This is a genomic window from Lentimicrobiaceae bacterium, from assembly GCA_023227965.1.
Lineage (GTDB): Bacteria > Bacteroidota > Bacteroidia > Bacteroidales > JALOCA01 > JALOCA01.
This window is the reverse complement of the sequence record JALOCA010000013.1, coordinates 1-22455: the sequence shown is the minus strand read 5'-3', so window position 1 is coordinate 22455 and position 22455 is coordinate 1. Positions and strand designations below refer to the sequence as shown.

Annotated in this window: 19 protein-coding genes; 4 read left to right on the top strand and 15 right to left on the bottom strand. The window is 39.8% G+C overall.

Annotation, left to right across the window (positions count from 1 at the left end; all coding sequences use genetic code 11):
* The first annotated feature begins 136 nt into the window (after positions 1 to 136).
* Both M0R21_06175 and M0R21_06170 read left to right on the top strand, forming a co-directional pair.
* The gene (locus M0R21_06175; GenBank protein MCK9617407.1) at positions 137 to 1360 is read left to right on the top strand and encodes an ectonucleotide pyrophosphatase/phosphodiesterase; all 1224 of its coding nucleotides are present in this window, start codon (positions 137 to 139) and stop codon (positions 1358 to 1360) included.
* Between the two features lie 164 nt (positions 1361 to 1524).
* Positions 1525 to 4365, top strand: a complete 2841-nt coding sequence (locus tag M0R21_06170; protein MCK9617406.1) for a hypothetical protein — start codon at positions 1525 to 1527, stop codon at positions 4363 to 4365.
* A 52-nt stretch (positions 4366 to 4417) separates the two neighbouring features.
* On the opposite strand, the gene M0R21_06165 is transcribed toward M0R21_06170, so the two are convergent.
* From M0R21_06165 to M0R21_06095, 15 genes are all read right to left on the bottom strand, one after another.
* Positions 4418 to 5218 carry a glycoside hydrolase family 25 protein gene (locus M0R21_06165; protein MCK9617405.1) on the bottom strand — a complete coding sequence of 267 codons (801 nt, stop codon included), beginning with the start codon at positions 5216 to 5218 and terminating at the stop codon, positions 4418 to 4420.
* Between the two features lie 3 nt (positions 5219 to 5221).
* On the bottom strand, positions 5222 to 7093 hold the full coding sequence (locus M0R21_06160) for a glycoside hydrolase family 13 protein (protein MCK9617404.1): 1872 nt from the start codon (positions 7091 to 7093) through the stop codon (positions 5222 to 5224).
* A gap of 421 nt (positions 7094 to 7514) precedes the next feature.
* Entirely contained in the window at positions 7515 to 8879 is a 1365-nt protein-coding gene (radA, locus tag M0R21_06155; GenBank protein ID MCK9617403.1) for a DNA repair protein RadA, read from the bottom strand.
* An 11-nt stretch (positions 8880 to 8890) separates the two neighbouring features.
* A complete protein-coding gene (rfaE2, locus tag M0R21_06150; protein ID MCK9617402.1) occupies positions 8891 to 9388 on the bottom strand; it encodes a D-glycero-beta-D-manno-heptose 1-phosphate adenylyltransferase in 498 nt (165 codons plus the stop codon).
* Entirely contained in the window at positions 9375 to 10394 is a 1020-nt protein-coding gene (locus M0R21_06145) for a flippase-like domain-containing protein (protein ID MCK9617401.1), read from the bottom strand. The genes rfaE2 and M0R21_06145 overlap by 14 nt, the downstream gene beginning before the upstream one ends.
* A gap of 4 nt (positions 10395 to 10398) precedes the next feature.
* Entirely contained in the window at positions 10399 to 10743 is a 345-nt protein-coding gene (locus tag M0R21_06140; protein ID MCK9617400.1) for an aspartate 1-decarboxylase, read from the bottom strand.
* Positions 10734 to 11609 carry a pantoate--beta-alanine ligase gene (gene panC, locus M0R21_06135; protein ID MCK9617399.1) on the bottom strand — a complete coding sequence of 292 codons (876 nt, stop codon included), beginning with the start codon at positions 11607 to 11609 and terminating at the stop codon, positions 10734 to 10736. Before panC ends, M0R21_06140 begins: the two co-directional genes overlap by 10 nt.
* Before the next feature lie 69 nt (positions 11610 to 11678).
* On the bottom strand, positions 11679 to 12188 hold the full coding sequence (locus tag M0R21_06130; GenBank protein MCK9617398.1) for a thioredoxin family protein: 510 nt from the start codon (positions 12186 to 12188) through the stop codon (positions 11679 to 11681).
* A 97-nt stretch (positions 12189 to 12285) separates the two neighbouring features.
* Positions 12286 to 13506, bottom strand: a complete 1221-nt coding sequence (locus tag M0R21_06125) for an ammonium transporter (GenBank protein ID MCK9617397.1) — start codon at positions 13504 to 13506, stop codon at positions 12286 to 12288.
* A 37-nt stretch (positions 13507 to 13543) separates the two neighbouring features.
* Positions 13544 to 14302 carry a hypothetical protein gene (locus M0R21_06120; GenBank protein MCK9617396.1) on the bottom strand — a complete coding sequence of 253 codons (759 nt, stop codon included), beginning with the start codon at positions 14300 to 14302 and terminating at the stop codon, positions 13544 to 13546.
* A gap of 158 nt (positions 14303 to 14460) precedes the next feature.
* Positions 14461 to 15120, bottom strand: a complete 660-nt coding sequence (locus tag M0R21_06115) for a response regulator transcription factor (protein ID MCK9617395.1) — start codon at positions 15118 to 15120, stop codon at positions 14461 to 14463.
* Position 15121: 1 nt separating this feature from the next.
* Positions 15122 to 16939 carry a HAMP domain-containing protein gene (locus M0R21_06110; protein MCK9617394.1) on the bottom strand — a complete coding sequence of 606 codons (1818 nt, stop codon included), beginning with the start codon at positions 16937 to 16939 and terminating at the stop codon, positions 15122 to 15124.
* A 41-nt stretch (positions 16940 to 16980) separates the two neighbouring features.
* A complete protein-coding gene (locus M0R21_06105; GenBank protein ID MCK9617393.1) occupies positions 16981 to 17622 on the bottom strand; it encodes a deoxynucleoside kinase in 642 nt (213 codons plus the stop codon).
* A gap of 3 nt (positions 17623 to 17625) precedes the next feature.
* A complete protein-coding gene (gene folK, locus M0R21_06100; GenBank protein MCK9617392.1) occupies positions 17626 to 18111 on the bottom strand; it encodes a 2-amino-4-hydroxy-6-hydroxymethyldihydropteridine diphosphokinase in 486 nt (161 codons plus the stop codon).
* On the bottom strand, positions 18104 to 18883 hold the full coding sequence (locus M0R21_06095) for a glucosaminidase domain-containing protein (protein MCK9617391.1): 780 nt from the start codon (positions 18881 to 18883) through the stop codon (positions 18104 to 18106). The genes folK and M0R21_06095 overlap by 8 nt, the downstream gene beginning before the upstream one ends.
* A 148-nt stretch (positions 18884 to 19031) precedes the next feature.
* Here M0R21_06095 and sppA point away from each other — a divergent pair, with 148 nt between their 5' ends.
* Together sppA and M0R21_06085 are read left to right on the top strand one after the other, a co-directional pair.
* Positions 19032 to 20792 carry a signal peptide peptidase SppA gene (sppA, locus tag M0R21_06090; protein MCK9617390.1) on the top strand — a complete coding sequence of 587 codons (1761 nt, stop codon included), beginning with the start codon at positions 19032 to 19034 and terminating at the stop codon, positions 20790 to 20792.
* A 257-nt stretch (positions 20793 to 21049) separates the two neighbouring features.
* Positions 21050 to 22195: a geranylgeranyl reductase family protein gene (locus M0R21_06085; protein MCK9617389.1), complete on the top strand. Its 1146-nt coding sequence runs from the start codon at positions 21050 to 21052 to the stop codon at positions 22193 to 22195.
* Positions 22196 to 22455: the final 260 nt, after the last annotated feature.

Sequence of the window (22455 nt, the reverse complement as noted above, 5' to 3'; positions counted from 1 at the left end):
TTCATTTTTTTTAATAAAAGTGTTTCATTTTTTTGAAAGCCGTCAGTCATCGCGATTGCGGCTTTCTTTTTTTTGATTAGAGAATATCAATTTATAAATTCATTTACTTACTTTTGTTGGCAAAATAGTTATGAATATGAAACGAAATATAATTTTTTTATTTATTTTTTCCCTGCTGATATCCATCGGCGTTTTTGCACAAAAAAGCAGTAAACCCGACGTTCCATATCTTGTTGTGTTATCGTTGGACGGATTCCGCTGGGATTATCCTTCAAAAACTTCCACGCCCAACCTCGATTATATTGCCCGCCAGGGAGTAAAAGCTTATTCACTTCGCCCTTCATTTCCTTCGGTAACTTTTCCAAACCATTATACAATGGCAACCGGCTTGTATCCCGACCATCACGGCATTGTAAACAATGGTTTTTTTGACCCAAAAACAGGGAAAACATATTCAATGACTGATAATTCAAGAGAAGATACCTATTTTTACGGTGGCGAACCTATTTGGGTAACGGCTGAAAAGCAAGGTATAAAAACAGCCAGCTACTTTTGGGTTGGTTCGGAAGTTGCTATCGAAAATATCCGCCCTTACTATTGGAAACGCTATGAACAGGATTTCCCATTCCGCCAGCGCATTGATACAGTGATTGCCTGGCTTAACCTTCCCGAAGAAAAACGTCCTCACCTGATTATGTGGTATATACACGAACCGGACAAATCAGGACATTATTTCGGTCCCGATAACCGAAAAACTCTTTCGATGGTAAACCAACTCGATAGCCTCGTTGGAATTTTTATTAACCAGGTAAAAAACCTTCCCATTGCCAGCAAGGTGAATATCATCATCACTTCCGACCATGGAATGTGTCCTACTTCAAACGACAGGGTGATAGTTCTTTCCGATTTTGTTAATAAAGATTGGTTCGACCATATTCAAGGCTATAATCCCGTTCTGAATCTCGATGTTAAAGACAGCCTTATTGACTCGGCTTACAACAGGATTAAAAAAATACCACATCTTTCCGTTTGGAAACACGGAAAGTTACCTAAAAAACTGCATTACGGTTCAAATCAGCGTACTCTCGACCTGATAGTTTTAGCCGACAGTAGTTGGAGTGTAAACTGGCAGAATTCCAAAACCTACAGGGGCGGAACCCATGGTTATGATATTAACAACACCGATGTTCATGGAATTTTCTATGCAATGGGTCCTGATTTTAAACAAGGTTTTGTTCAGCCCACTTTCGATAATGTTGATTTGTACTCCATTTTTTCGCGTGTTTTAAGTGTTAAACCTGTAAAAACCGATGGTTCGCTGAAAAAGGTGAAGGGAATGTTCAAAGAAGTAAAACGGTAGAATAGATGGTGAAATTCCGGGAGCCTTAGTCAACATGATGATGCCTTACGGCAAATACAAAGGCTGAACATTCTTTACAAAATAAAATACGGTCAGTAATACCTGCTTCTGAATGTAATTTCTTATTTTTGTAGAAGTATTCACTATCTAAAAACTTTTTCGTTATGGCAAGAAAAATTGGCAAAGTTGTGCTCATCGTTTTCGCAGCATTATTTCTTATCGCATTAATACTTCCTTTCGCATTCAAGGGAAAAATAAAAGAAGCCGTAAAAAAAGAAGCCTCTTCCGCCTTGTATGCTACCGTGGACTTTGGTAAAATAAGCCTTTCCATGCTTCGCAATTTTCCTGATTTAACCCTTGCCGTTCACGATATTTTGATAGTTGGTATCAACCAGTTCGAGGGCGATACCCTTGCAGGCATCTCATCTTTTAAAGTAAGGCTTAATATATGGAGCGTGATAAAAGGGGACAATTATGAAATCAAAAAAATAATTATTGACGATGCACGGCTACAGTTCAAAGTACTTACCGACGGAAAGGCAAACTGGGACATTGTTAAACCTTCTGAACCTTCTGCCGCCGAACCCGTCGCTGAGCCTTCGAAGTTCAAAATCAGCTTGAAAAAATTTGCAATCATCAATTCTTACATCTCTTATGATGACAAAACCACCAACACCAACGTCGAAGCAAAAAACATTGACTTTTCTCTTAGTGGCGACTTCGCGGCTGATTTTACCTCACTGAAAACCCTTACCGAAATCGAATCGCTTTATCTATCGTACGATGGCATTCCTTACCTTAACAAAACCAAAACAGTTCTCGATGCTACTCTTGATGCTGATCTGAAGAACAGCAAATTCACTTTTAAAAAGATGGAGCTTTCGCTCAACGACCTTCTACTCGGTACCTCCGGATGGTTTGCTATGCCCGGAAACGATTTTGATATGGATATTAAATTCTTTGCCGCCAAAAACGATTTCAAAAGCTTCCTTTCGCTTGTTCCTGCCATTTATACCAACGATTTTTCTTCAATCGAAACCAAAGGTAGCCTTGCTTTTGATGGTTTTATCAAGGGAAAATATAACGAGAAAACCATGCCGGCTTTCGGTATCAGGCTCAAGGTGGGCGATGCCATGTTCAAATATCCTTCGCTTCCCGCTGCGGTTACCAACATCAATATTGATGTAAAAGCCGATAATCCTAATGGCAATCCCGATGCCACCACCATTGATATTACACGCTTCCATCTCGAAATGGCTGGCAATCCTGTTGATATGACTATGGCTGTACGCACTCCCGTTAGTGATGCACAATTAAAAGGTAAAATCAAGGGAATATTCGACCTTGCTGCCGTAGGCAAAGTTTACCCCCTCGACAAGGGAACTACTCTTTCGGGAACAGTAAAGGCAGATGTAAAGCTCGATGGTCGCCTCTCTTTTATTGAAAAGGAGAAATATCAGGAATTTAAAGCCGATGGAAACATCACTGCCGCCAATGTGAAATACAAAAGTGCCGACCTGCCAAAAGAAATCAATGTTCCATCGGCAATACTTAACTTCACACCAGCCTATCTCGATCTGGCAGATTTCCGCATGCAAAGCGGCAACAGCGATCTTTCCGCCAAAGGAAAACTTTCCAACTACCTGGCTTATTTTCTGCAAAAAAATGCTGTGTTGGAAGGTTCACTTACTACGACTTCAAAGAACATGAACCTTGCCGATTTTATGACGGCTTCATCCACCACCACCACTGCCGACACATCGCAGATGACAGTTGCCGAAGTTCCCGCAAACATTGATTTTACGATGAATTCAACCTTCGGAAAGCTGGTTTATGATAAATATGAAATGACCAATGTAAGCGGAATCGTAAAAATAAAAGACCGGGAACTTACGCTCGACAATTTAAAGATGAACATGCTCGACGGGCAAATCACCATGAACGGAAATTACAATACTCGCGACGTGAAAAAACCGCAGGCAAACTTCAACTTCGACATGAACCAGGTTGACATCCACAAAACATTCACTACTTTCAATACCGTGCAGAAACTGGCTCCTATTGCCGAAAAAACTTCGGGAAAAATCTCTGCGAAGATGTCAATTGCAACTACTCTCGACGAACACATGAACCCGGTTTACACCAGCATGAACGGTAATGGCGGGCTCCTGACTTCGATATTAAAGATAGAGAATGTAAATACCATGAACAAAATTGCCGATGCTCTTAAAATGGATAAACTACGCAAAATTTCGCTCGAAAAGCTGAATCTTTCGTTTGATATTATTGATGGAAAGATAAATATTAAGCCCTTTGATTTGAAAACAGGTAACATAAAAGCCAATGTTAGTGGATGGACGGCTCTCGACCAAACCATCGGCTACGTCATGAATATGGAAATTCCACGTAAAGAGTTCGGCGGACAGGCAAATGGCGTGTTGAATAGCCTGGTAAAGCAGGCTAATGCCAAAGGAGCCAATTTCAGCGTGGGAGAGATGATACCTGTAGCTGTACTAATTGGCGGTACGCTTACCGATCCTAAGGTTTCCACAGGAATAAAAGGAGCCATGACTTCTGCAATAAGCAATCTTAAGGAACAGGCTAAAGAAGAAATTCAAAAGAAAAAGGAAGAGGTGGTTACAAAGGTAAAAGAAGAAGCCAACAAGCTGATTGACGAAGCCGATGCAAAGGCTGCAAAAATACTTGCCGATGCGCAGAAACAGGCAAACAACGTTGTGAAAGCTGCGGAAAGCGGTGCAGCCAATCTGCGCTCGGAAGCTGCCAAACGTGCTGATCAATTGGTAGCCGAAGGCAAGAAAAACGGACCCATTGCAAAAATTGCTGCCCAGAAAGCTGCTGACAAAGTGAAAAAGGAAGCCGATACCAAAGCCAATAAACTTGTTGACGAAGCCCGCAAACAGTCGCAATCACTGCTCGACAAAGCCCGCCAGGAAGCCGATAAAATTAAACAGGACGCAAGGGCGAAAGCCAATGCATCCCGTTAGTTAGTTTAAAGGAAAAGTATATTTTTGAGACAATGTATCTATATTCTCATTATCAGGGAATGCACATTGCTTTTAATTCGTCGAGGGTACCTTTGAACACGTTAAAATCCACGCTCCCCTGTATTCCGTTTACTTTGCCCACGCTGCTATGTTGCCAGAAATGCCAGCTGTAATCCAAGGTTTTTAAAGTATCCTCGCCCCAGTAACAGGCTATCCAGATGGGATAATTGTCGAATCTGCCTTTAATATAATTCTTGTAATACGAAAGATTTGTATAGATGATGGGTTTAACCTTGTACTTGTTTTCGAGAAGCCGAAGGAAACGTGAAAGTCCGTACTGAATCTGTGATTTTGAACGCTTGTTAGTGGTTTCAAAATCTACAACAGGAGGAAGATCGCCCGTTTCGAGTTCAACCTTACTGAAAAAAATGGCAGCCTGTTCTTCCGGAGTTCGGGCAGGACGATAGAAATGGTAAGCACCACGCAGAAGATTGTTTTCTTTTGCTTTTTCCCAGTTCTGGCAAAACTGGTCGTCTTCGCGGGTGGCACCTTCAGTGGCTTTTATAAACACGAAGCTGATTTTTTTATCACCTGCCTGCATGGTGCTTACGGCTTTCCAGTCAATATCTTTCTGGTGTTTTGAAATATCAATGCCGTGCACTTGGTAGCTTTCGGGCAGGTAAATTCCGAAATCGTTAAGATTGCCTGTGGAATCGTTGCCTATAGTATGGGTATTTTTGTTGGAAGAACAATTGTGGGCTGAAATCCAGACCACTGTCAACATAAGTAGTGTAAATGTAAATGCTGTAAAAAATTTCTTGCCTTTTTTCGTCAGTTTGTATCTCCTCACCATTTCTTACTTTTTCAATTCAAAAATTAACGCTGATTTTGCCGGAATATTTATTGTGCTGATATTTTCGATGTTTTTATTATTAATAATATCCCTTGCCTTAGTAAAATCTTTTATGCCTTCGGCAAAACGGGCTGTTTTAATGTCCTTTGGGCTTTCGTTGTTGTTTAATACTACCATTACCGATTCGTTGTCATTATAGCGAAAATACACATAAATACCATCTTCGGGAAGATAATGGAGTAATTTACCGTTTTGAACCACGGTTTTATTGCTTCTCCATTTAGCGATACGTTGTAGATAATTGAAAGCTTCATTTTGTTCATTTGTTCTTCCCGACGAACTAAAGGCATTCATTTTGTCGTCAGCCCAACCGCCAGGAAAATCTTTACGTATGTCGCCATCGCCTTTGTCTTTTTTACCTGTAATTAATATTTCATCTCCGTAATACATCAGTGGGATACCGCGAATGGTAAACAGAAAAGCCACCATCATTTTGTATTTGCGGATGTCCTCCTTCATGATGGAAAAACCTCTTTCAGTGTCGTGGTTATTGGCAAACACTATAATGTTATCGGTATTGGTATAAAGAAAATCTTCTGAAAGTACATCGTATAACTGTACAAGACCTTTGTCCCAGCTTTCGTTTTCGTTAAAAGCGCTTCCTATGGCATAAAACATCGGGAAGTCGAATACGGAGGGAAGGTGGGAATTGTATCCATCCCTATTGGGAGCATCTTGCTGGTAGTATGCTACCAAAGAAGTTTTTGCCATCCATACTTCACCTACGATATTCAGGTTTGGATATTCGTCCATCACACTTTTTGCCCAGGTAGCCATAAAATATTTGCAGGGGTAAGGGTAAGTATCCACTCTGATGCCATCAAGTCCGGCAGCTTCAACCCACCAGATAGTGTTCTGGATAAGGTAAGTTGCCATTAACGGGTTGTTTTGGTTTAGGTCGGGCATAGTATTATCGAACCAGCCTCTTACCATTTTATCCCTGTCGTTTGCAGAAGCATGATAATCCATAACAGTGCTTGCGTGATAGTTTGTACGGGTGAATTCATTCCATTGGTTTATCCAGTCTTTAGCCGGAAGGTCGTTTATCCACCAATGAAAGCTTCCGCAATGGTTGAAAACCATATCCATTACTACTTTCATTTTCAAGTTGTGGGCGGTATTTACCAGGTGAAAAAAATCTTCATTAGTGCCGAAGCGGGGATCGGTTTTGTAGAAATCGGTTATCGAATAGCCGTGATAAGAATACACTTTCTGGTTGTTTTCGAGGAAAGGAGTCATCCAAACGGTGGTAAATCCGAGGTCGGAAATATAACTGAGTTTGCTTTCGATGCCTTTGAGGTCGCCGCCATGCCTGCCGTCGGGGTTGCTGCGGTTGGCTTTTTCGGTCATGCCGGGCATATTGTCGTTGGAAGTGTCGGCATTGCAGAATCTGTCGGACATTATCAGGTAAAAGGCATCGGAAGTGTTGAATCCAGTACGTTCAGCCGAACCCGCTTTGCGTGCTTTGAGTTCGTAATTATAAATTATGGATGATTTTTTCCCGGTTTTGAATTCGATAGGAAAGGTGCCGGCTTTGGCTAAAGGGGAAATATTGAGGGTAAGGAAAAGGTAATTGGGACTTTCAACGGCTGTAACCTGTTTTAATTCCACTCCGGGGTAGATGAGGCTTACCTTTGCCGAAGAAATATCCTTTGCGTGCACAAGCAATTGCAGGCTGGTGTTTTTCATACCCACCCACCAGTTGGGAGGTTCAATGTGCATAGGATTTTTATTGTCGTTTTGCGCAAAAGCATAAAACAACTGAAAATATAAAACACAGAAAATGAGCAAAATTTTGCCCCTTAGGGTTTTCATGACAGTGTGGTTTTTACGGATGAGTAAAAGGATTGACAAAGATATGTATTTTTTTTAAAATTAAGAGTTCAGACAAGGACTTTGATTGGCTGACAGTTTATGAAACAATGGTGATGCAAATTTACATTGATTATTTGTTGATCCCTTTTCAGCCTTCTCATAAAATAGAGAAAAGCACTGCGAACAATAATATATAACTTACGATGCAATGCGGATAAGTATTAAGAAAAAACAGATGAAATATAAACAAAAGTACTAAAAATTCCATGACACAGCTTGTTTTACACTCCTTACACTCCTGTGCGGCTACTTACCAAAATAAAGATTGCATAATAAAAACTGTAATTCTTTATTATATACAGTCCTATTGCTAAAACCATGGATAGGGCAATCTTTACATTTAACCCGCCGTAGAAAATGTTTAACTGAATAAACGGGCAAATACCTTTTCTATCTTGCTACATGCAATTATTTCGATGCTGAATTTGCTTCTATCTATCCCCTTCTGATTATATTTGGAAATAAAAATTTTGTCGAAACCCAGTTTTGCGGCTTCGGAAATGCGTTGTTCAATACGGTTTACCGAACGTATTTCACCGGAAAGTCCTACTTCGGCAGCAAAACAGGTTTTCTGATCAATAGGAATATCTTCGCTCGACGATAAAACGGCTGCTATCACTGCCAGGTCAATAGCCGGGTCGTCCACACGGATGCCACCGGCAATGTTCAGAAACACATCCTTTGCTCCAAGTCTGAACCCACTTCTTTTTTCCAGAACGGCAAGCAGCATGTTCAATCTCCTGTAGTCAAATCCTGTGCTGGAGCGTTGTGGAGTGCCATAAGCTGCTGAACTTACCAACGCCTGTATTTCGATGAGCATCGGGCGCATTCCTTCAATCGTGGCTGCGATAGTAATGCCGCTCAGGTTTTCGTCGCGTTGCGAGAGAAGGATTTCCGAAGGGTTGGAAACCTGTCGCATACCAGAATTCAGCATTTCGTAAATACCTAATTCGGAGGTGGACCCGAAGCGGTTTTTTACCGAGCGCAGGATGCGGTAACCGTAATTCCGGTCGCCTTCAAACTGAAGTACGGTATCCACCATGTGTTCGAGGATTTTCGGCCCGGCAATAACTCCTTCTTTGGTAATATGTCCGATAAGAAAAACCGGTGTTCCAGTAAGCTTGGCAAAACGTTGAAGTTCTGCAGTGCATTCGCGGATTTGCGAAATGCTTCCTGCAGAAGAATCAATAACTTCTGTTTGCAGCGTTTGAACAGAATCCACTACCACCAGGTCGGGTTGCAGTGTTTCCAGATGCTGAAAAATTTGCTGCATCGAAGTTTCAGTAAGAATATAGCAGGATGCACCATCCATTCCAATCCTTTCGGCACGCATACGAATCTGCTGTTCGCTTTCCTCGCCGGAAATGTAGAGTGTTTTTAACTTTTTAAGTTTCAGGAAAACCTGGAGCATCAGCGTTGACTTGCCTATGCCTGGTTCGCCTCCAATTAATATCACGGAGCCGGGAACAATTCCGCCACCCAGCACACGGTTTAACTCGTCGTCGCCGCTGGCTATTCGCTTGTTTTCATCGTAATTTATCTCAGTGATCAGATGTGGCTTGGCTGCATTCCTTGCCGAAGCTTGCTTATGTGTTCCGCTTTCTTCCCGTTGAACCACTTCTTCTACAAAAGTGTTCCATTCGCCACAGGAAGGGCATCTGCCCAGCCATTTTGATGTTTGAGCACCACAATTCTGACAAAAAAATACAGTTTTTACTTTTGGCATAACGATGCAACTTAGCGCTGCAAGTTACGTATTTTTTCTTCAATGGCAGTAGTAGAATAACCTTCGGTAAGAGAAATGGTAATTATTTCGCCGTTTTTGGCTTTCACTATATCATAACCCACAATTTTTTCCGGAGCATAATCGGCGCCTTTAACTAAAATATCTGGTTGCACTTTTTTTATCAGTTCGTAAGGGGTATCCTGGTCGAAAAGCATCACGGCGGTTACAAAACTCAGTGAAGCCAGAGCCATCGCCCGAGCTTCCTGGTTGTTGATGGGGCGATGTATGCCTTTCAACTTTCTTACAGAATTATCTGTATTTAAACCTACAAACAATATATTGCCAAAATCGGCTGCTTTTGCCAGGTAATCAATATGCCCAAGGTGTATCAAATCGAAACAGCCATTGGTGAAGACAATTTTCTGTTCTTTAAACCGCCAGTAGGCTAATTTTCTGTCGAGACTTTCTGCATCCAGTATTTTCGAGCGAATGATTTCAATTTTTTCCATAGCTATGTTTGTTGTAAATCGGCAAGAGAATGGTGGACAATGGTCCGATAATTAAAATGGTAATAGTTTGCGAAATCCATATCAACCAACCCATTGCATAGCCGGATACTTCCGGAATACCATAAATAAACAATGTTTCGGCAACGATGGCAGGATAAATTCCTATACCCCCCTGTACCAGCATAATACCAATGGTGCCAAAAATCAATACGGAAATACCTGCATCCAAACCCAGTTGTTTCGTGGCAGGCATGGCGAAGAATACAAGAAACGACATCAGCAGGTAGCAAAACCAAATCAGCAAGGAATAAAAGATAAAAAGCCGGGGTTTTTTTATGCCCATCAGGGATTTTATCCCTTCGAGAAACCCTAACAGCATCGTTTTGATTTTAGTATAAAAACGGGAATAGATAATTTTTTTTCTGAACAGGAAAAACAATACCACAAGAAGTATTAAGCCCGAAAAGATAATTATTTTAATAGACCCGGAAAAATCGGCTGCATGGTTAAATTTTACAGAAAAAGGCTGATATACCTTTTGCTCGATATAGGAATATAACCTTGAAGCCTGAAAAATAGTATTTACAAAAAATATCAGGAAAAACACTACCATGTCAACGGCTCTTTCGGTAATCACGGTACCAAAACCTTTGTTGAAGGGTATTTTTTCGTAGCGGGTAAGCACTCCACAGCGGCTTACTTCTCCCAGCCGTGGCAATACCATATTGGCTAAATATCCGATAAATACAGAAAAGAAAACATTGGCTTTCCGGGGTTGATAGCCCAATGGCTCCAACAACATTCTCCAGCGGATTGCCCGTATGTAATGGCTAAAGATACCAATAAAAACTACAATAATAATCCAAAAATAATTTGCATTTTTAAGCGAATAAATTATTTCATGTTTTTCAGTAGAAGTAAGGTTTCTGAGGAATAACCATATAAAAAAAATCCCGATTCCCAGGAAGAATGTAAACCTTAATATCGAAAAAAATTTCTTTTTCAATAATTTATAATTTGTTGTGTGCGTTGGGAAATATTATAGTAGGTTTGAATTGTTTAGCCAGTTCGAAATCCATAGATGCATATGATACAATAATAACCAAATCGCCCGGAGCCGCTTTACGGGCTGCTGCTCCGTTAATGGAAATCACACCGGAACCTCTTTCGTCTTTAATTATATACGTTTCAAAGCGTTCTCCATTGTTAATATTTAATACCTGCACCTTTTCAAACTCAATGAGATTGGCAGCTTCAATCAAATCTTCATCAATGGCGATGCTCCCCACATAATTAATATCAGCCTGGGTTACGGTTGCCCGGTGAATTTTGGATTTTAAAACTTCTATTTGCATGATGCAAAATTATGAATAAAAACAATATTATCAATCAACCTTACATTTCCGAGATAAACAGCAATACATCCGATGATTCCATTATCAGAAGTCCAGTTACTTACTGGCTGGAGGGTATCAATGTCCGAAAGCTCAAAGTATTCAACTTTCATTGGGCTATTTTGTTCAATATTTTCTACAACCCATTTTTTAACAGTGTCTGCCGAATAGTACTCCTGGTTATTTTCATACATTCCTTTAGCTTTAACCAAGGTTTGGTAGATAAGTGGTGCAATGGATTTTTCTCCGGCTGTCAAACGGGCATTTCGAGAACTCATTGCCAACCCGTTGTTTTCCCTTACAATAGGGCAGGGGACGATGGTTACCGGGTAAGAATAAATCTTTGTTAGATATTTTATTATGGTAAGTTGCTGGAAATCTTTTTCGCCAAAGTAAGCTTTGTTGGGAAGAATAATGTCGAATAGTTTTAGAACGATCACACCAACTCCGTTGAAATGTCCCGGGCGAAAAGCACCTTCCATCACTTTTTCTAATCCACCCATTTCATATACTTTAGTAACCGGTTCCGGGTACATTTCTTTTTCATCCGGGGAAAAAATGGCATTGCAGCCTGCTTTTTCCAACAGTTCCTGGTCGGCTTGTGGTGTTCTTGGGTATTTTTTCAGGTCTTCAGGGTTGTTAAACTGAATGGGATTGACGAAAATGCTACAAACCACCACATCGTTTTGTTCTTTTGCCTTTTGTATCAGCGACAGGTGTCCCCGGTGCAAAGCTCCCATAGTTGGAACCAATCCTATGGATTTTTGTCCCCGTTTTTTAAGGGAGATAAAATCATTTATCTCTTTAATAGTTTTAAATATCAGCATTATAAAATGATAAAATTAAAAAAATTGTGTTGATTGAGTTTTCCAAAAAATAGTTTCCAAAAAGTAATATTACTGAACAGAAAGTACCCGTAGCATATCCTTTTCTAAGCTTTCAGATGGCGTTTCTACTATGCGGCACAGTTCTTTTCCATTTCTGAAAAAGATAAAAGTAGGGACTAATTGAATATTCATGTCTTCGAGAGAGACGAAACCGGCTTTTTTATCTCTGTCCACACAAATCAAACTTACTTTTGATTCGTCAAATTGCAAGGCATCCAGGATTTTATAAAATCGCGGAACCTGATCTTTGCTATCGCCACACCAGGTTCCCATCACAATGGTAATGGTAATTTCCGGAAGCAAAGGGGCGATTTCTTCTAATACGGCAGCATCCGGAGTATAGGATGGGTATCCGGCCTGGTAGGCACTATCGAAAGGGCAGATGGAAAAGCCTTGGCGGTTGCAGTAGCCGAGGAGGATTTCAATATTTTTCTTTGAATCCATTACTTTTTGATTCATATTTTGAGAAAAACCACAAAAACTGATTAAAATTAATGTGGTAAATATCAGCTTCTTCATATGATGAAGTTTGAGCTGCAAAAATAAGAAAAAAAGCCTCTGAATAAATCAGAAGCTTTTTTAAAAAATCAAAACAACAACCTAAAATACTATAAAACTATAGAGCACCTTCATCGTATGCGCGTTCCCCGTGCAGTCCTTCATCAAGACCTGATTTTTCCATTTCTTTCGGAACGCGTACCGGAGTAAACATATTTATGACTATTAACATTATATATGTGAAGATAAAAGCATAAGCTGCTGCTACCACTACTGCAATCAATTCTTTAACGAAAAACGAAGATTCTCCAAAGAATAAACCTTCGGTTACTAAAGAAGGGTTGATGGTTCTGGAAGCAAAAACACCTAATAAAATAGTTCCAAGGAAACCACCCACTCCGTGTACCCCCCAAACATCCAACGCATCATCCCATTTTAAGCGGTTTTTCATCTGAACGGCAAGGTAACATACAATTCCTGCGATGGTTCCAATAAGTGCTGCCGCCCATAGTGGTACGTAACCGGCACAGGGAGTGATGGTGGCTAAACCTGCGATGGATCCGGTGAGTAAGCCGACAAATTTTGGCTTGCGTTCGCGTATCCACTCTATCACAACCCATGCTACTGTGGCAAAAGAAGCAGCAACGTCGGTATTTAAAAAGGCGACAGAGGTAATTTTGTCCACGGCCACTTCGCTTCCTGCATTAAAACCATACCAGCCAAACCATAGTAATCCACTACCAATAGCTACCAGCGGAATGCTGTTAGGCGTTGAATTTTTATCCACACGTGCACCAACATAAAAAACAGAGGCCAGAGCAGCAAAACCTGCAGTAGCATGAACTACGATTCCGCCTGCAAAATCAAGAACTCCCCACTGGGCAAGTAATCCACCGCCCCAAACCATGTGTACAAAAGGATAGTAAACCAAAATCTGCCAAACAGTAAGGAACACCATGTATGCCTTAAAATTAACACGATTTGCAAAGGCTCCGGTGATAAGGGCCGGGGTGATGATGGCAAACATCATTTGGTAAGCGATAAACACAATTTCAGGTATTTTTCCATTAGAATACATTGAATCGGTGGAAACACCATTCAGAAATGCCTTATCGAAATTGCCAAAAATACCACCTTCGCCTCCGCTGAAACATAGAGAGTATCCAAAAGCAAACCACAATACCGTTGTCCAGCCTAAGGAAGCAAAACTTTGGATCATGATGCCAAGGATATTTCTTTTGGTAGCAAGTCCACCATAAAAGAATGCTAAGCCGGGGGTCATTAGCATTACAAGGCTGCAAGCTAGCAGCATAAACCCGGTTGAACCAGTGTCTAACATATGTTATATTTTTTTAGTTATAAATAAGTTATGATTTTTAAAAAGAAAAGCCGGCAACAAAATATATGTTACTTACTTGCGGATTGGTAATTACAGAAATTTTTAAGGGCAGTTCGAAGCTGTCGGTAATTTTTATTTTCCGGTAGCCAGTAAGCCCGAGGTTTACTATCCCGGCAGAAGTTCCGTAAAAACCTTTATCCGAGGTGAAACCCATAAATAAATCAACGTTGTTTCCGGCAATGGCAGCGGAATATCCTAATTCAAAATAGGTTGAATAATTATTTATATATTTTGAAGTAGTATCGCTGGTTACTAGGTCAATTTCGTACTTGTCAAATTTTTTATCCGCGCCATATATTAAAGTACTTGCAAGGATGCTTACCGGAAAGTTTTCCGGCCCTTTATACTGAAGTGCAGTTTCATACACATGGCCTGTAGAATTATTATTGTAATTGAAATATTTGTGTTGATGTTCCACGGGAACAATTTCTTCCGGAAAAAAATAATCGGTTGCTATAAGAGAAAATCTTTTTAATGAATATTTTGCGTAAATATCTACTTCGGAATAGGTTCCTTGTGTACTGATGGCTCCCCATGTACCAATTTCAAAGTTTTTATGAATTAATGATAGAGTGGGCTGAATGCTTGGAGAGGCTCCATAATCCAGTCCGCGCCAAACATAACGACTCATTAAATCTACAGCAACATTAACTTTAGAAGGTTTTTCTTGGGCTAATAACCATACGTTGCCGGTTAATATCAGGATGAAGAGTAATGTGAGTTTTTTATAATTCATAAGCAGAAAGAATTTGATTTCTGTCTGCAAATGTTGGAAGTATAAGATTGGTCTGCAATAGATTTAAAACGTATTTTTTCTCAAATAAAACGAAGGCAAACCATAGGTATGCCACTGAAGGATTTCTAAGAAAAAACAATAATGTAAAGTCGGTGTTCTTACAATTCGATAATCTTATTTTTAATAGCAAACTTGATCAAATCAACCGTGGTATTCAGTTTAAGTTTCTGCATGATATGATTTTTATGCGATTCTACGGTACGGATGCTGATGAAAAGTTTATCCGCGATCTGCTGATTGGAATAACCTTCGGCAAAATGTTTCAGGATTTCCAATTCTCTTTTGGATAATACTGCCTGTGTTATTTCTTCTGGTTCGTCACCTGTTTTAACTTTTTTGATATAACTTTTCAGGATAATATTGGAAATGGATTCACTGAAATATTCTTCTCCCCTGTAAACGGCATTAATAGCATCAATTATCTCTTTTTGCGAAGTATTTTTCGGAAGATATCCTTTGGCACCAGTTTTAATTGCATTGAAGATAAAATCTTCATTGGTGTACATGGAAAGAATAAGCACTTTAATTTCGGGATGTTCCAAAACAAGGTTTCGGGTTATTTCTATTCCCGACATACCTGGCAGTGAAATATCAAGTAAAAGTATATCTGGTTTTTTATATTTTAATAATTCTGCCAGTTCCACAGCATCTGAAGCTTCTCCAATTACTTCTAAATCGGGGACACCGGTTAGCAATGCTTTTATTCCATCGCGAACTATTTGATGGTCATCTACCAGGATAATTTTTATTTTTTCCATATTATTCAATAGATTGGTTGATTATTACTGGTACTGTTATTTTTATTGTAGTCCCCCTGCCGGGTGCGGATTCAATTTTTAAATTTCCATTCAATAAGTTTACCCTGTCGCGCATATTATGGATTCCGTTGCCGTATTCTACCGAAGGACTGCCAAAATTAAAACCTTTCCCGTTATCTGCAATAATAAGTTGTATTTCTTCTTTATGGTGGGTGATTGACAAACTTGCACGGGTAGCATCAGCATGTTTTACAATATTGTTGAGTGCTTCCTGAGCTATGCGGTACAGGTAGGTTTTGGGCGTTTTTCCCAGGTTGTCCGAAATTTTATCCGAAGAGAAAGTAACTTCCACTTTGTATCTTTCCGATACTTCATCACAAAGGTTACGCAATGCCGTTACCAGCCCAAATTCGTTTAATACGGGAGGCATCAGGTCGTTGGAGATGTTTCGCACTTCGTTAATGGTGCTGTCGAACATCTCTTTAATTTTATCAATGGTATATATAAATTTTGACCGATCGGTATGAATAAGCGTTTCCAGTTTTAGTTTGGTAGCAATCAACATTTGGCCAAGTCCGTCGTGCAATTCGCGTGAAAGACGTTGCCGTTCTGTTTCCTGTCCGTCAATGGATGACCGGATTCTTTTTTTCCTTTCCTCTTTCAGTTCTTTGTTTTTTGTTTTCAACTGGTTAATCATCAGGTTGAAAGATTCGGTAAGTTCGCCTATTTCATCATGGGTAGTGATTTCTACTTTTTCGCTAAAATCGCCCTTACCTACCTTGTTGGCAGCTTCTTGCAACCGTTTGATGGGTTTTGTAATTTTTTTTGAAAAGAAAAAAACGAATACAAACAGTACCATCGAAACAATGATACTGAGAAAAATTGTTTCGTTGCGTATTTTGTAAATAGGATCAATGGCTTCGTCGTAATCTATCTCGGCAATTAGCACCCATTCCAGCCCCTTAGTATGAATTTTCCCGAACGAGGAAAGAACTTCTTTATTCCGGTAATCTCTGATGACTTTGGTCCCTGTTTCGTTTTTAATTGCTCGATTTACGGCAATAGAATTTACCCGGGTTCGATAAATGGAATTGGGATGAAAGCGGGAATTACTTCGCATAAGCCTGTCGCTACCCACAAGATAGGTTTCCCCGGTATTTCCAAGCCCATTCATCGGATTGTTTTCAACCATTATTGCATTGATAGCCGAAGATGCTATTTCAAGAATCATTATTCCCAAAAACTGATCTTCGTGGCTCAGGATAGGGGTAGCGATACATACTGCTTTATCTTTCATGCTTGCGGGTATGTCTTCTATCACAGTGGAGAGAGAAGATTTTGTCTTCCGGTACAAGGCGTCCAGATATTCGGGTCGTTTTTCATATTTCAACCATTGTCCCGAGTTTGGTGCCCGGGTTGAGGAAATAATCATCGCTTGCCCTGCATTACAGATAAAAAAACGGTTATAATATCCGCAGGAGTTTAAATACCGGATTAAATACCTGTTTTGCCTGAAGGCAGGAAGTGAAGAAGAAATATGTTTTGCTGTAATTGATGCGCTGTATCTGTTGAGTTGGTTCAGTGAATTTATTATATCGGCAGAGTTGGCTATCAGGCGAATATCACGTTTTCTGTCGGAAAAAAAACTTTCTATCTGGTTGTTTTTTAACACCCTCAGGGATGTAAGTTGTTCGTATGTACGTTTCTTGAGTTCGAAACGTGCAGTGTAAAAAGAAATAAAGCCAACCAAGACTATGGCACCAATACCCAGCAGTAAGAAATTAAGTATCAGTTTTTCTGACAATGAAGTCTTTCGCATTCAAAAAGTATTAGCAACAAACTTAATTAAAATCTATCTTTTTACGTTGCATTTTTCAAAATAACTCTGTGTAAACCTTTATCATAAGGTTTGAAAATGGTTTCGGTAATCAGCCGGTAATCATCGGCATTATTCACAAAATCAATATTATTTACATCAATAATCAGTATCCTTTGTTCGGGAATGTATTTAAAATAGTCGAGATAGCCTGCCTGTATTTTTTCAAGATATTCGGGTTGAATATTTTGTTCATACGTCCTGCCTCTTTTGCTAATATTACGTTTAAGTTTTTCAATATCAACATAAAGATACACGTACAGGTCGGGCTTGGGAAGTGCTGAAATGATAATATCAAAAAGACGCCTGTACAGGGTAAACTCATCGCTTTCAAGGGTTTTTTGTGCAAAAATGAGCGACTTGGCAATAAAATAATCGGAAATAGTAAACGGGACAAACAACTCGGATGTCAACTGTTCTTTGAGTTGTTGGTACCTGTCGGCAAGGAAGGAAAGTTCGAGCGGAAAGGCATACTGGCGTGGATTTTCATAAAATTTAGGTAAAAAAGAGTTGTCTTCAAATCGTTCAAGAATGAGTTTTGCCTGAGTGTCGGCGGCAATTTTGGTAGCAAGGCTCGTTTTTCCCGCCCCGATATTTCCTTCTATACAAATATAATTATACAACATATTCTACAGATATTTAACTACTTTAAGCGTATCTTTGCACTCTTTCAGCAGTGTTTCTATTGTTTTTTGTAAAACCGGATGAATAAAACTGCCTGCAATTTCGTTAAGAGGTATAAGTGAAAATTTTCGTAAATGCAGTCTCGGATGGGGGATTACTAAGTCAGGCTCATTGTTTACCAGATGTTCATAAAAAAGAATGTCAATATCAATGGGTCGCGATGCATATGATTTTCCGATTCTTTGCCTTCCCATTTCTTTTTCAATTTGCAAAATAACAGTAAGGATTTCCCGGGGCGAAAGCAGGGTATGCAGGCACATTGCCTGGTTTAAAAAAGCCGTATCAGAAGTAAAACCCCAGGGTTCGGTTTCGTAAATCGAAGATTTGCAGGTAATATGCCCTGCCCTCTTTTCTAAATGCCCGGAAGCTTTCCTTAAAATTTCCTTTCTGTCGCCGGTATTGCCCCCCAGTAATACAAAAACCTCAGCCATGGACATGTATATTACATTTTTTATACAACCTGCCCATCAAACTTGCGATTTTGCTTCCGTAACGCCTGTCTGTTGCCCATTTTCCCGAAAGATGATGGATAGTCGGGGCACAGCCTCTTTTTACTTTCGAAAATCGTTTATCTACAAGAGGCATGTTGAGCAAAGTTTTAGTAGAATATGCTTTAAGATGCTGTATGTGTGCACGAATTCCCAAACGCGCAGAAGGAAATACTTCCCCCCTACATTTTCCGGTAGTGCCTAACCCGCAAAAATTATATTGTTTTCCGCTTACCACTCCTCCAAAACGCAAAAAGCCTGTTTCGAGGCACATCTGACAGAAAGCCATATCATGATTGATTTTTTCATTTTTGCTTTCCTCGATGTACAATTCAGCAATCTCCAGGGATTTATCATAGGCAATCATGGGGTTACAGCCCGTAAGAAAATCAGCTAGTTGCCTGGAAGTAGCTTTTCCGTCCGAAACAATAGGGAAAACGATTCTTCTATTCTTTGCATCCTTCAATACACCGGTAATGGTATTTTTCCCGTAACCTTCTTCGTTACCGGAAGGCATTGCATTAAATAAAAAGGTATTCCACGCCGGAAAGGGCTTGCCACAGGAATAAAAATTAACACACAAACCGGCAGCATCTATGTTGGGAGAAGTGTGTACTGCCCCTGAATATGAATACAACAAGCTTGCACTTCCGTCGTTTAACAGAAGAAAAGTTATAATAAACAGCCATTTACATATTTTGTTGATTTTCAACATGTAGGTTTTCAATTTTCCCTTGTACAAATATCAAATCATTTTTTGAAAAAAAAACATTGTCGTTAAAATATTTTAAAAACGTCCGGCAAGATATTTACTATTTGAAAAAAATGTATTAAAATTGCATAGAATTTTAAAAACCAAAACCATGAGACAATTTTTTAAATTTATGTTTGCTTCCATGCTGGGTACTTTTCTTACCCTGCTGATTGTGTTTTTTATCTCAATAGGCATCATTGCATCCCTCGTTTCGTTTGCCGGTGATAAAGAAACTACCGTAGTTAAAAACACGGTTCTGCGGCTGAAATTTGATATGCCTGTTTCCGACCGCACCCCTGTTGAAACGTTTAACTTCTCTGCATTGCAGAACGCCAATGTTCCCGGATTAAACGACATTCTGAAAAACATCCGAAAGGCAAAGAACGATCCTAATATCAGTGGTATTTTGCTCGATCTTTCCTTTATTCCGGCAGGAATTTCCACCGTAGAGGAAATACGTAACGCATTGGTTGATTTCAAAACTTCTGGCAAATTTCTGTACAGCTACTCCGAAACGTACACGCAAAAAACCTATTATCTGGCAAGTATATCCGACAAAATTTTTATGAATTCTGAAGGCTCGCTTGATTTTAAAGGTGTTTCGGCACAGATTTTTTTCATGAAAGGAACCCTCGAAAAGCTCGATATCGAGATGCAGGTAATCCGGCATGGCAAATTTAAAAGCGCCGTTGAACCTTTCGTTTCCGATAAAATGAGCGAAGCCAACCGCGAACAGACATTAAAGTATGTGAGCGGTATTTGGGATAATATGCTGCTCGGCATTTCGCAAAGCCGTAAAATAAACGTGGAAGAACTCAACCGCATTGCCGACCAATTGCAGATACGGTTGCCCGAAGATGCAGTTAAATGCAAACTCATTGATAAATTAGTATATAAAGATGAGTTGCTCGACGAACTCCGCACAAAACTAGGGTTGCAAAAAGACGAAAAAATCAACTTTATGTCGCTTAACAAATACCAGAACGCTCCTGAAACAGAAAAAAAGAAGACTTCGAAAGACAAGATAGCCATTATATATGCTTCGGGTAGCATCACAGGAGGCGAAGGCGACGACCAAACCATAGGTTCTGAACGTGTATCAAAAGCCATCCGCGAAGCCCGTTTGGATAAAATGGTGAAGGCTATTGTTCTCAGAATTAATTCACCTGGAGGTAGTGCCCTTGCTTCGGAAGTGATTTGGCGCGAGGTGGAACTGGCAAAGAAGGTAAAACCCGTTATTGCCTCCATGGGTGATGTGGCAGCTTCCGGCGGATATTATATTGCCTGTAACGCCAATAAAATTTTTGCTTCCCCCACTACGCTCACGGGTTCTATAGGCGTGTTTGGGATGATTCCCAACCTGCAAAAATTTTTCAATAACAAGTTAGGCATCACTTTCGACGGTGTAAAAACCAATCCCTATGCCGATTTTATTAGCCCTAACCGTGCGCTTACCCCCTACGAACAAGGTGCCATTCAGCAGGAAATTGAACATATTTACGCAACCTTTGTCCGCCATGTTGCCGAAGGCAGGAAACTTACCACCGCCCGCGTTGACAGCATCGGGCAGGGAAGAATATGGTGTGGAACCGATGCCAAAAATATCAACCTTGTAGATGCTATCGGCGGACTCGACGACGCCATTAAAGAAGCGGCTAAAATGGCAAAACTGGGCAACTACCGCCTGCTGAACCTTCCACGGCAAAAAGATGCCCTGACACGCATAGTTGAAGAAATTTCGGGCGGCTACGAAGAATCGAGAATTAAAGCAAACCTTGGCGAATATTACACGTATTACAGCTACCTGAAATCGTTGAAAGAATATTCCGGTGTACAGGCACGACTGCCATACGCAATTAATATCAGGTAATTTAATAATTTGTTGACGTGCTAATGTGTTAATCCCGCGTTTAGGGTGACAAGCTATGTTTATTAATTCAGGTTAAGGTTGAGGCTAAGATTAAGGGAATTGTGGAGATTTGCTTTCAATTTCTAAACCTGTCTGCAGGCAATAGGTTTGCAATTTTGGAAACATAAAAAGTACAATTGTTTTGGTTGAAGAATCTTGAAATTTTCAGGATCGGTTGTAACAAAAATTGCAATTACAAAAAATTTGAAAATTAAATAATGCCTGAAAAATTTGATGTTGTCATTTGTGGAGCCGGTCCTGCCGGAACAACTTGTGCGTTAGCCCTGGAAAATTCCGGTTTACAAATTGCCATCTTAGAGAAGAGTACTTTTCCCCGTGATAAAATCTGTGGCGGAGCTGTGGCGGCTTATATCCCCAAGGTTTTAAATACTATAAATCCAAAGTATAAAAAGGCTTTGGAAGGATTTACCGACAAAGAACCGGTGAATACCATCCGCATAGTAGCGCCAAATGAAAAAGCCATTAATTTCAGCTATCCCGAACAAGGTTTTATCTGTAAACGGATTCACTTTGATAATTTTTTGCTGGGACTGGCAAAAAAGCTTCCCAATGTTACCTTATTTTTAAATACTCCTGTTCATAATATTACTGTGGATGACAAGGGTGTGATGATAGATGCCGGTGAAAATCTGAAAATTGAATCTTCGCTGGTGATTGGTTGCGACGGAGCTTTCAGTACTGTTAGAAAAAAGTTGACAGATACAAAAATGGATTTAAAACACAACATGGTAGCGGCACGTGCATACTTCAAAAATGTAAAAGGTATTCCTGAATCAACTTACGAACTGCATTTTCTCAAAGATGTTTTCCCGGGATACTTCTGGATTTTTCAATTGCCTGGCAATTATGCAAATGTTGGTGTAGGAATGTTATCTCAAACTGTTTCAGAAAAGAAAATAAACTTACTTAAAAAGCTGATTTCGATTATTGAAAATACTCCTTGTCTGAAAAACAGGTTTGAAGATGCCGAAATTGTGGGTAAAGTGGAAGGCTACAGCCTGCCATTGGGCTCACGGGAACTTGCCATCTCGGGTAACAGATTTATGCTTTGCGGCGATGCGGCTTCGTTAATCAATCCGCTGACGGGTGAGGGGATAGGACAAGCAATGGTATCCGGAAGGTATGCCGGCTGGCATGCTAAAAAGTGTTTTGCACAAAATAATTTTACGACTCCATTTATGAAACAATATGATAAAATGATGCAGGATAAATTCAGGTCAAAAAACAGAAAAGCATATTTAGCCCGGAAAATTATTCAGGATCGGAAATGGATTTTTAACCTTGTAGTGAATCTGTGCCTGAACAATAAATTTATTTATAAAAAACTGAAAGGGTTCTTTTAATAACCTGAGTTCGGGTGAAGATTGTAAAACTATCTATGGTATATTTCAGCATTTTACATTTTGCCGTAGGCGATGAATGTTAATAGAATGCTGATTTTTTAAAAATAATTTATTTATGTAAACGATAATTTATTTTTTTTCATAATATTGCATTTCCGGATTATTAACAATTAATAATTCCTTTCGGGCAGTAAAAATGCCGGCGAAAGAATGTTGGCCTGATAATCACTTGAATGCTTTTCGACTTATTAATGCTGTTT

Coding starts and splice junctions, on each gene's coding strand:
- M0R21_06130 (MCK9617398.1), bottom strand. CDS start 12,188: ATGAAGAAGCTGATATTTACCACATTAATTTTAATCAGTTTTTGTGGT.
- M0R21_06175 (MCK9617407.1), top strand. CDS start 137: ATGAAACGAAATATAATTTTTTTATTTATTTTTTCCCTGCTGATATCC.
- M0R21_06115 (MCK9617395.1), bottom strand. CDS start 15,120: ATGGAAAAAATAAAAATTATCCTGGTAGATGACCATCAAATAGTTCGC.
- M0R21_06170 (MCK9617406.1), top strand. CDS start 1,525: ATGGCAAGAAAAATTGGCAAAGTTGTGCTCATCGTTTTCGCAGCATTA.
- M0R21_06160 (MCK9617404.1), bottom strand. CDS start 7,093: ATGAAAACCCTAAGGGGCAAAATTTTGCTCATTTTCTGTGTTTTATAT.
- M0R21_06140 (MCK9617400.1), bottom strand. CDS start 10,743: ATGCAAATAGAAGTTTTAAAATCCAAAATTCACCGGGCAACCGTAACC.
- sppA (MCK9617390.1), top strand. CDS start 19,032: ATGAGACAATTTTTTAAATTTATGTTTGCTTCCATGCTGGGTACTTTT.
- M0R21_06165 (MCK9617405.1), bottom strand. CDS start 5,218: ATGGTGAGGAGATACAAACTGACGAAAAAAGGCAAGAAATTTTTTACA.
- M0R21_06095 (MCK9617391.1), bottom strand. CDS start 18,883: ATGTTGAAAATCAACAAAATATGTAAATGGCTGTTTATTATAACTTTT.
- rfaE2 (MCK9617402.1), bottom strand. CDS start 9,388: ATGGAAAAAATTGAAATCATTCGCTCGAAAATACTGGATGCAGAAAGT.
- M0R21_06105 (MCK9617393.1), bottom strand. CDS start 17,622: ATGTTGTATAATTATATTTGTATAGAAGGAAATATCGGGGCGGGAAAA.
- panC (MCK9617399.1), bottom strand. CDS start 11,609: ATGCTGATATTTAAAACTATTAAAGAGATAAATGATTTTATCTCCCTT.
- M0R21_06125 (MCK9617397.1), bottom strand. CDS start 13,506: ATGTTAGACACTGGTTCAACCGGGTTTATGCTGCTAGCTTGCAGCCTT.
- M0R21_06110 (MCK9617394.1), bottom strand. CDS start 16,939: ATGCGAAAGACTTCATTGTCAGAAAAACTGATACTTAATTTCTTACTG.
- M0R21_06085 (MCK9617389.1), top strand. CDS start 21,050: ATGCCTGAAAAATTTGATGTTGTCATTTGTGGAGCCGGTCCTGCCGGA.
- radA (MCK9617403.1), bottom strand. CDS start 8,879: ATGCCAAAAGTAAAAACTGTATTTTTTTGTCAGAATTGTGGTGCTCAA.
- M0R21_06120 (MCK9617396.1), bottom strand. CDS start 14,302: ATGAATTATAAAAAACTCACATTACTCTTCATCCTGATATTAACCGGC.
- folK (MCK9617392.1), bottom strand. CDS start 18,111: ATGGCTGAGGTTTTTGTATTACTGGGGGGCAATACCGGCGACAGAAAG.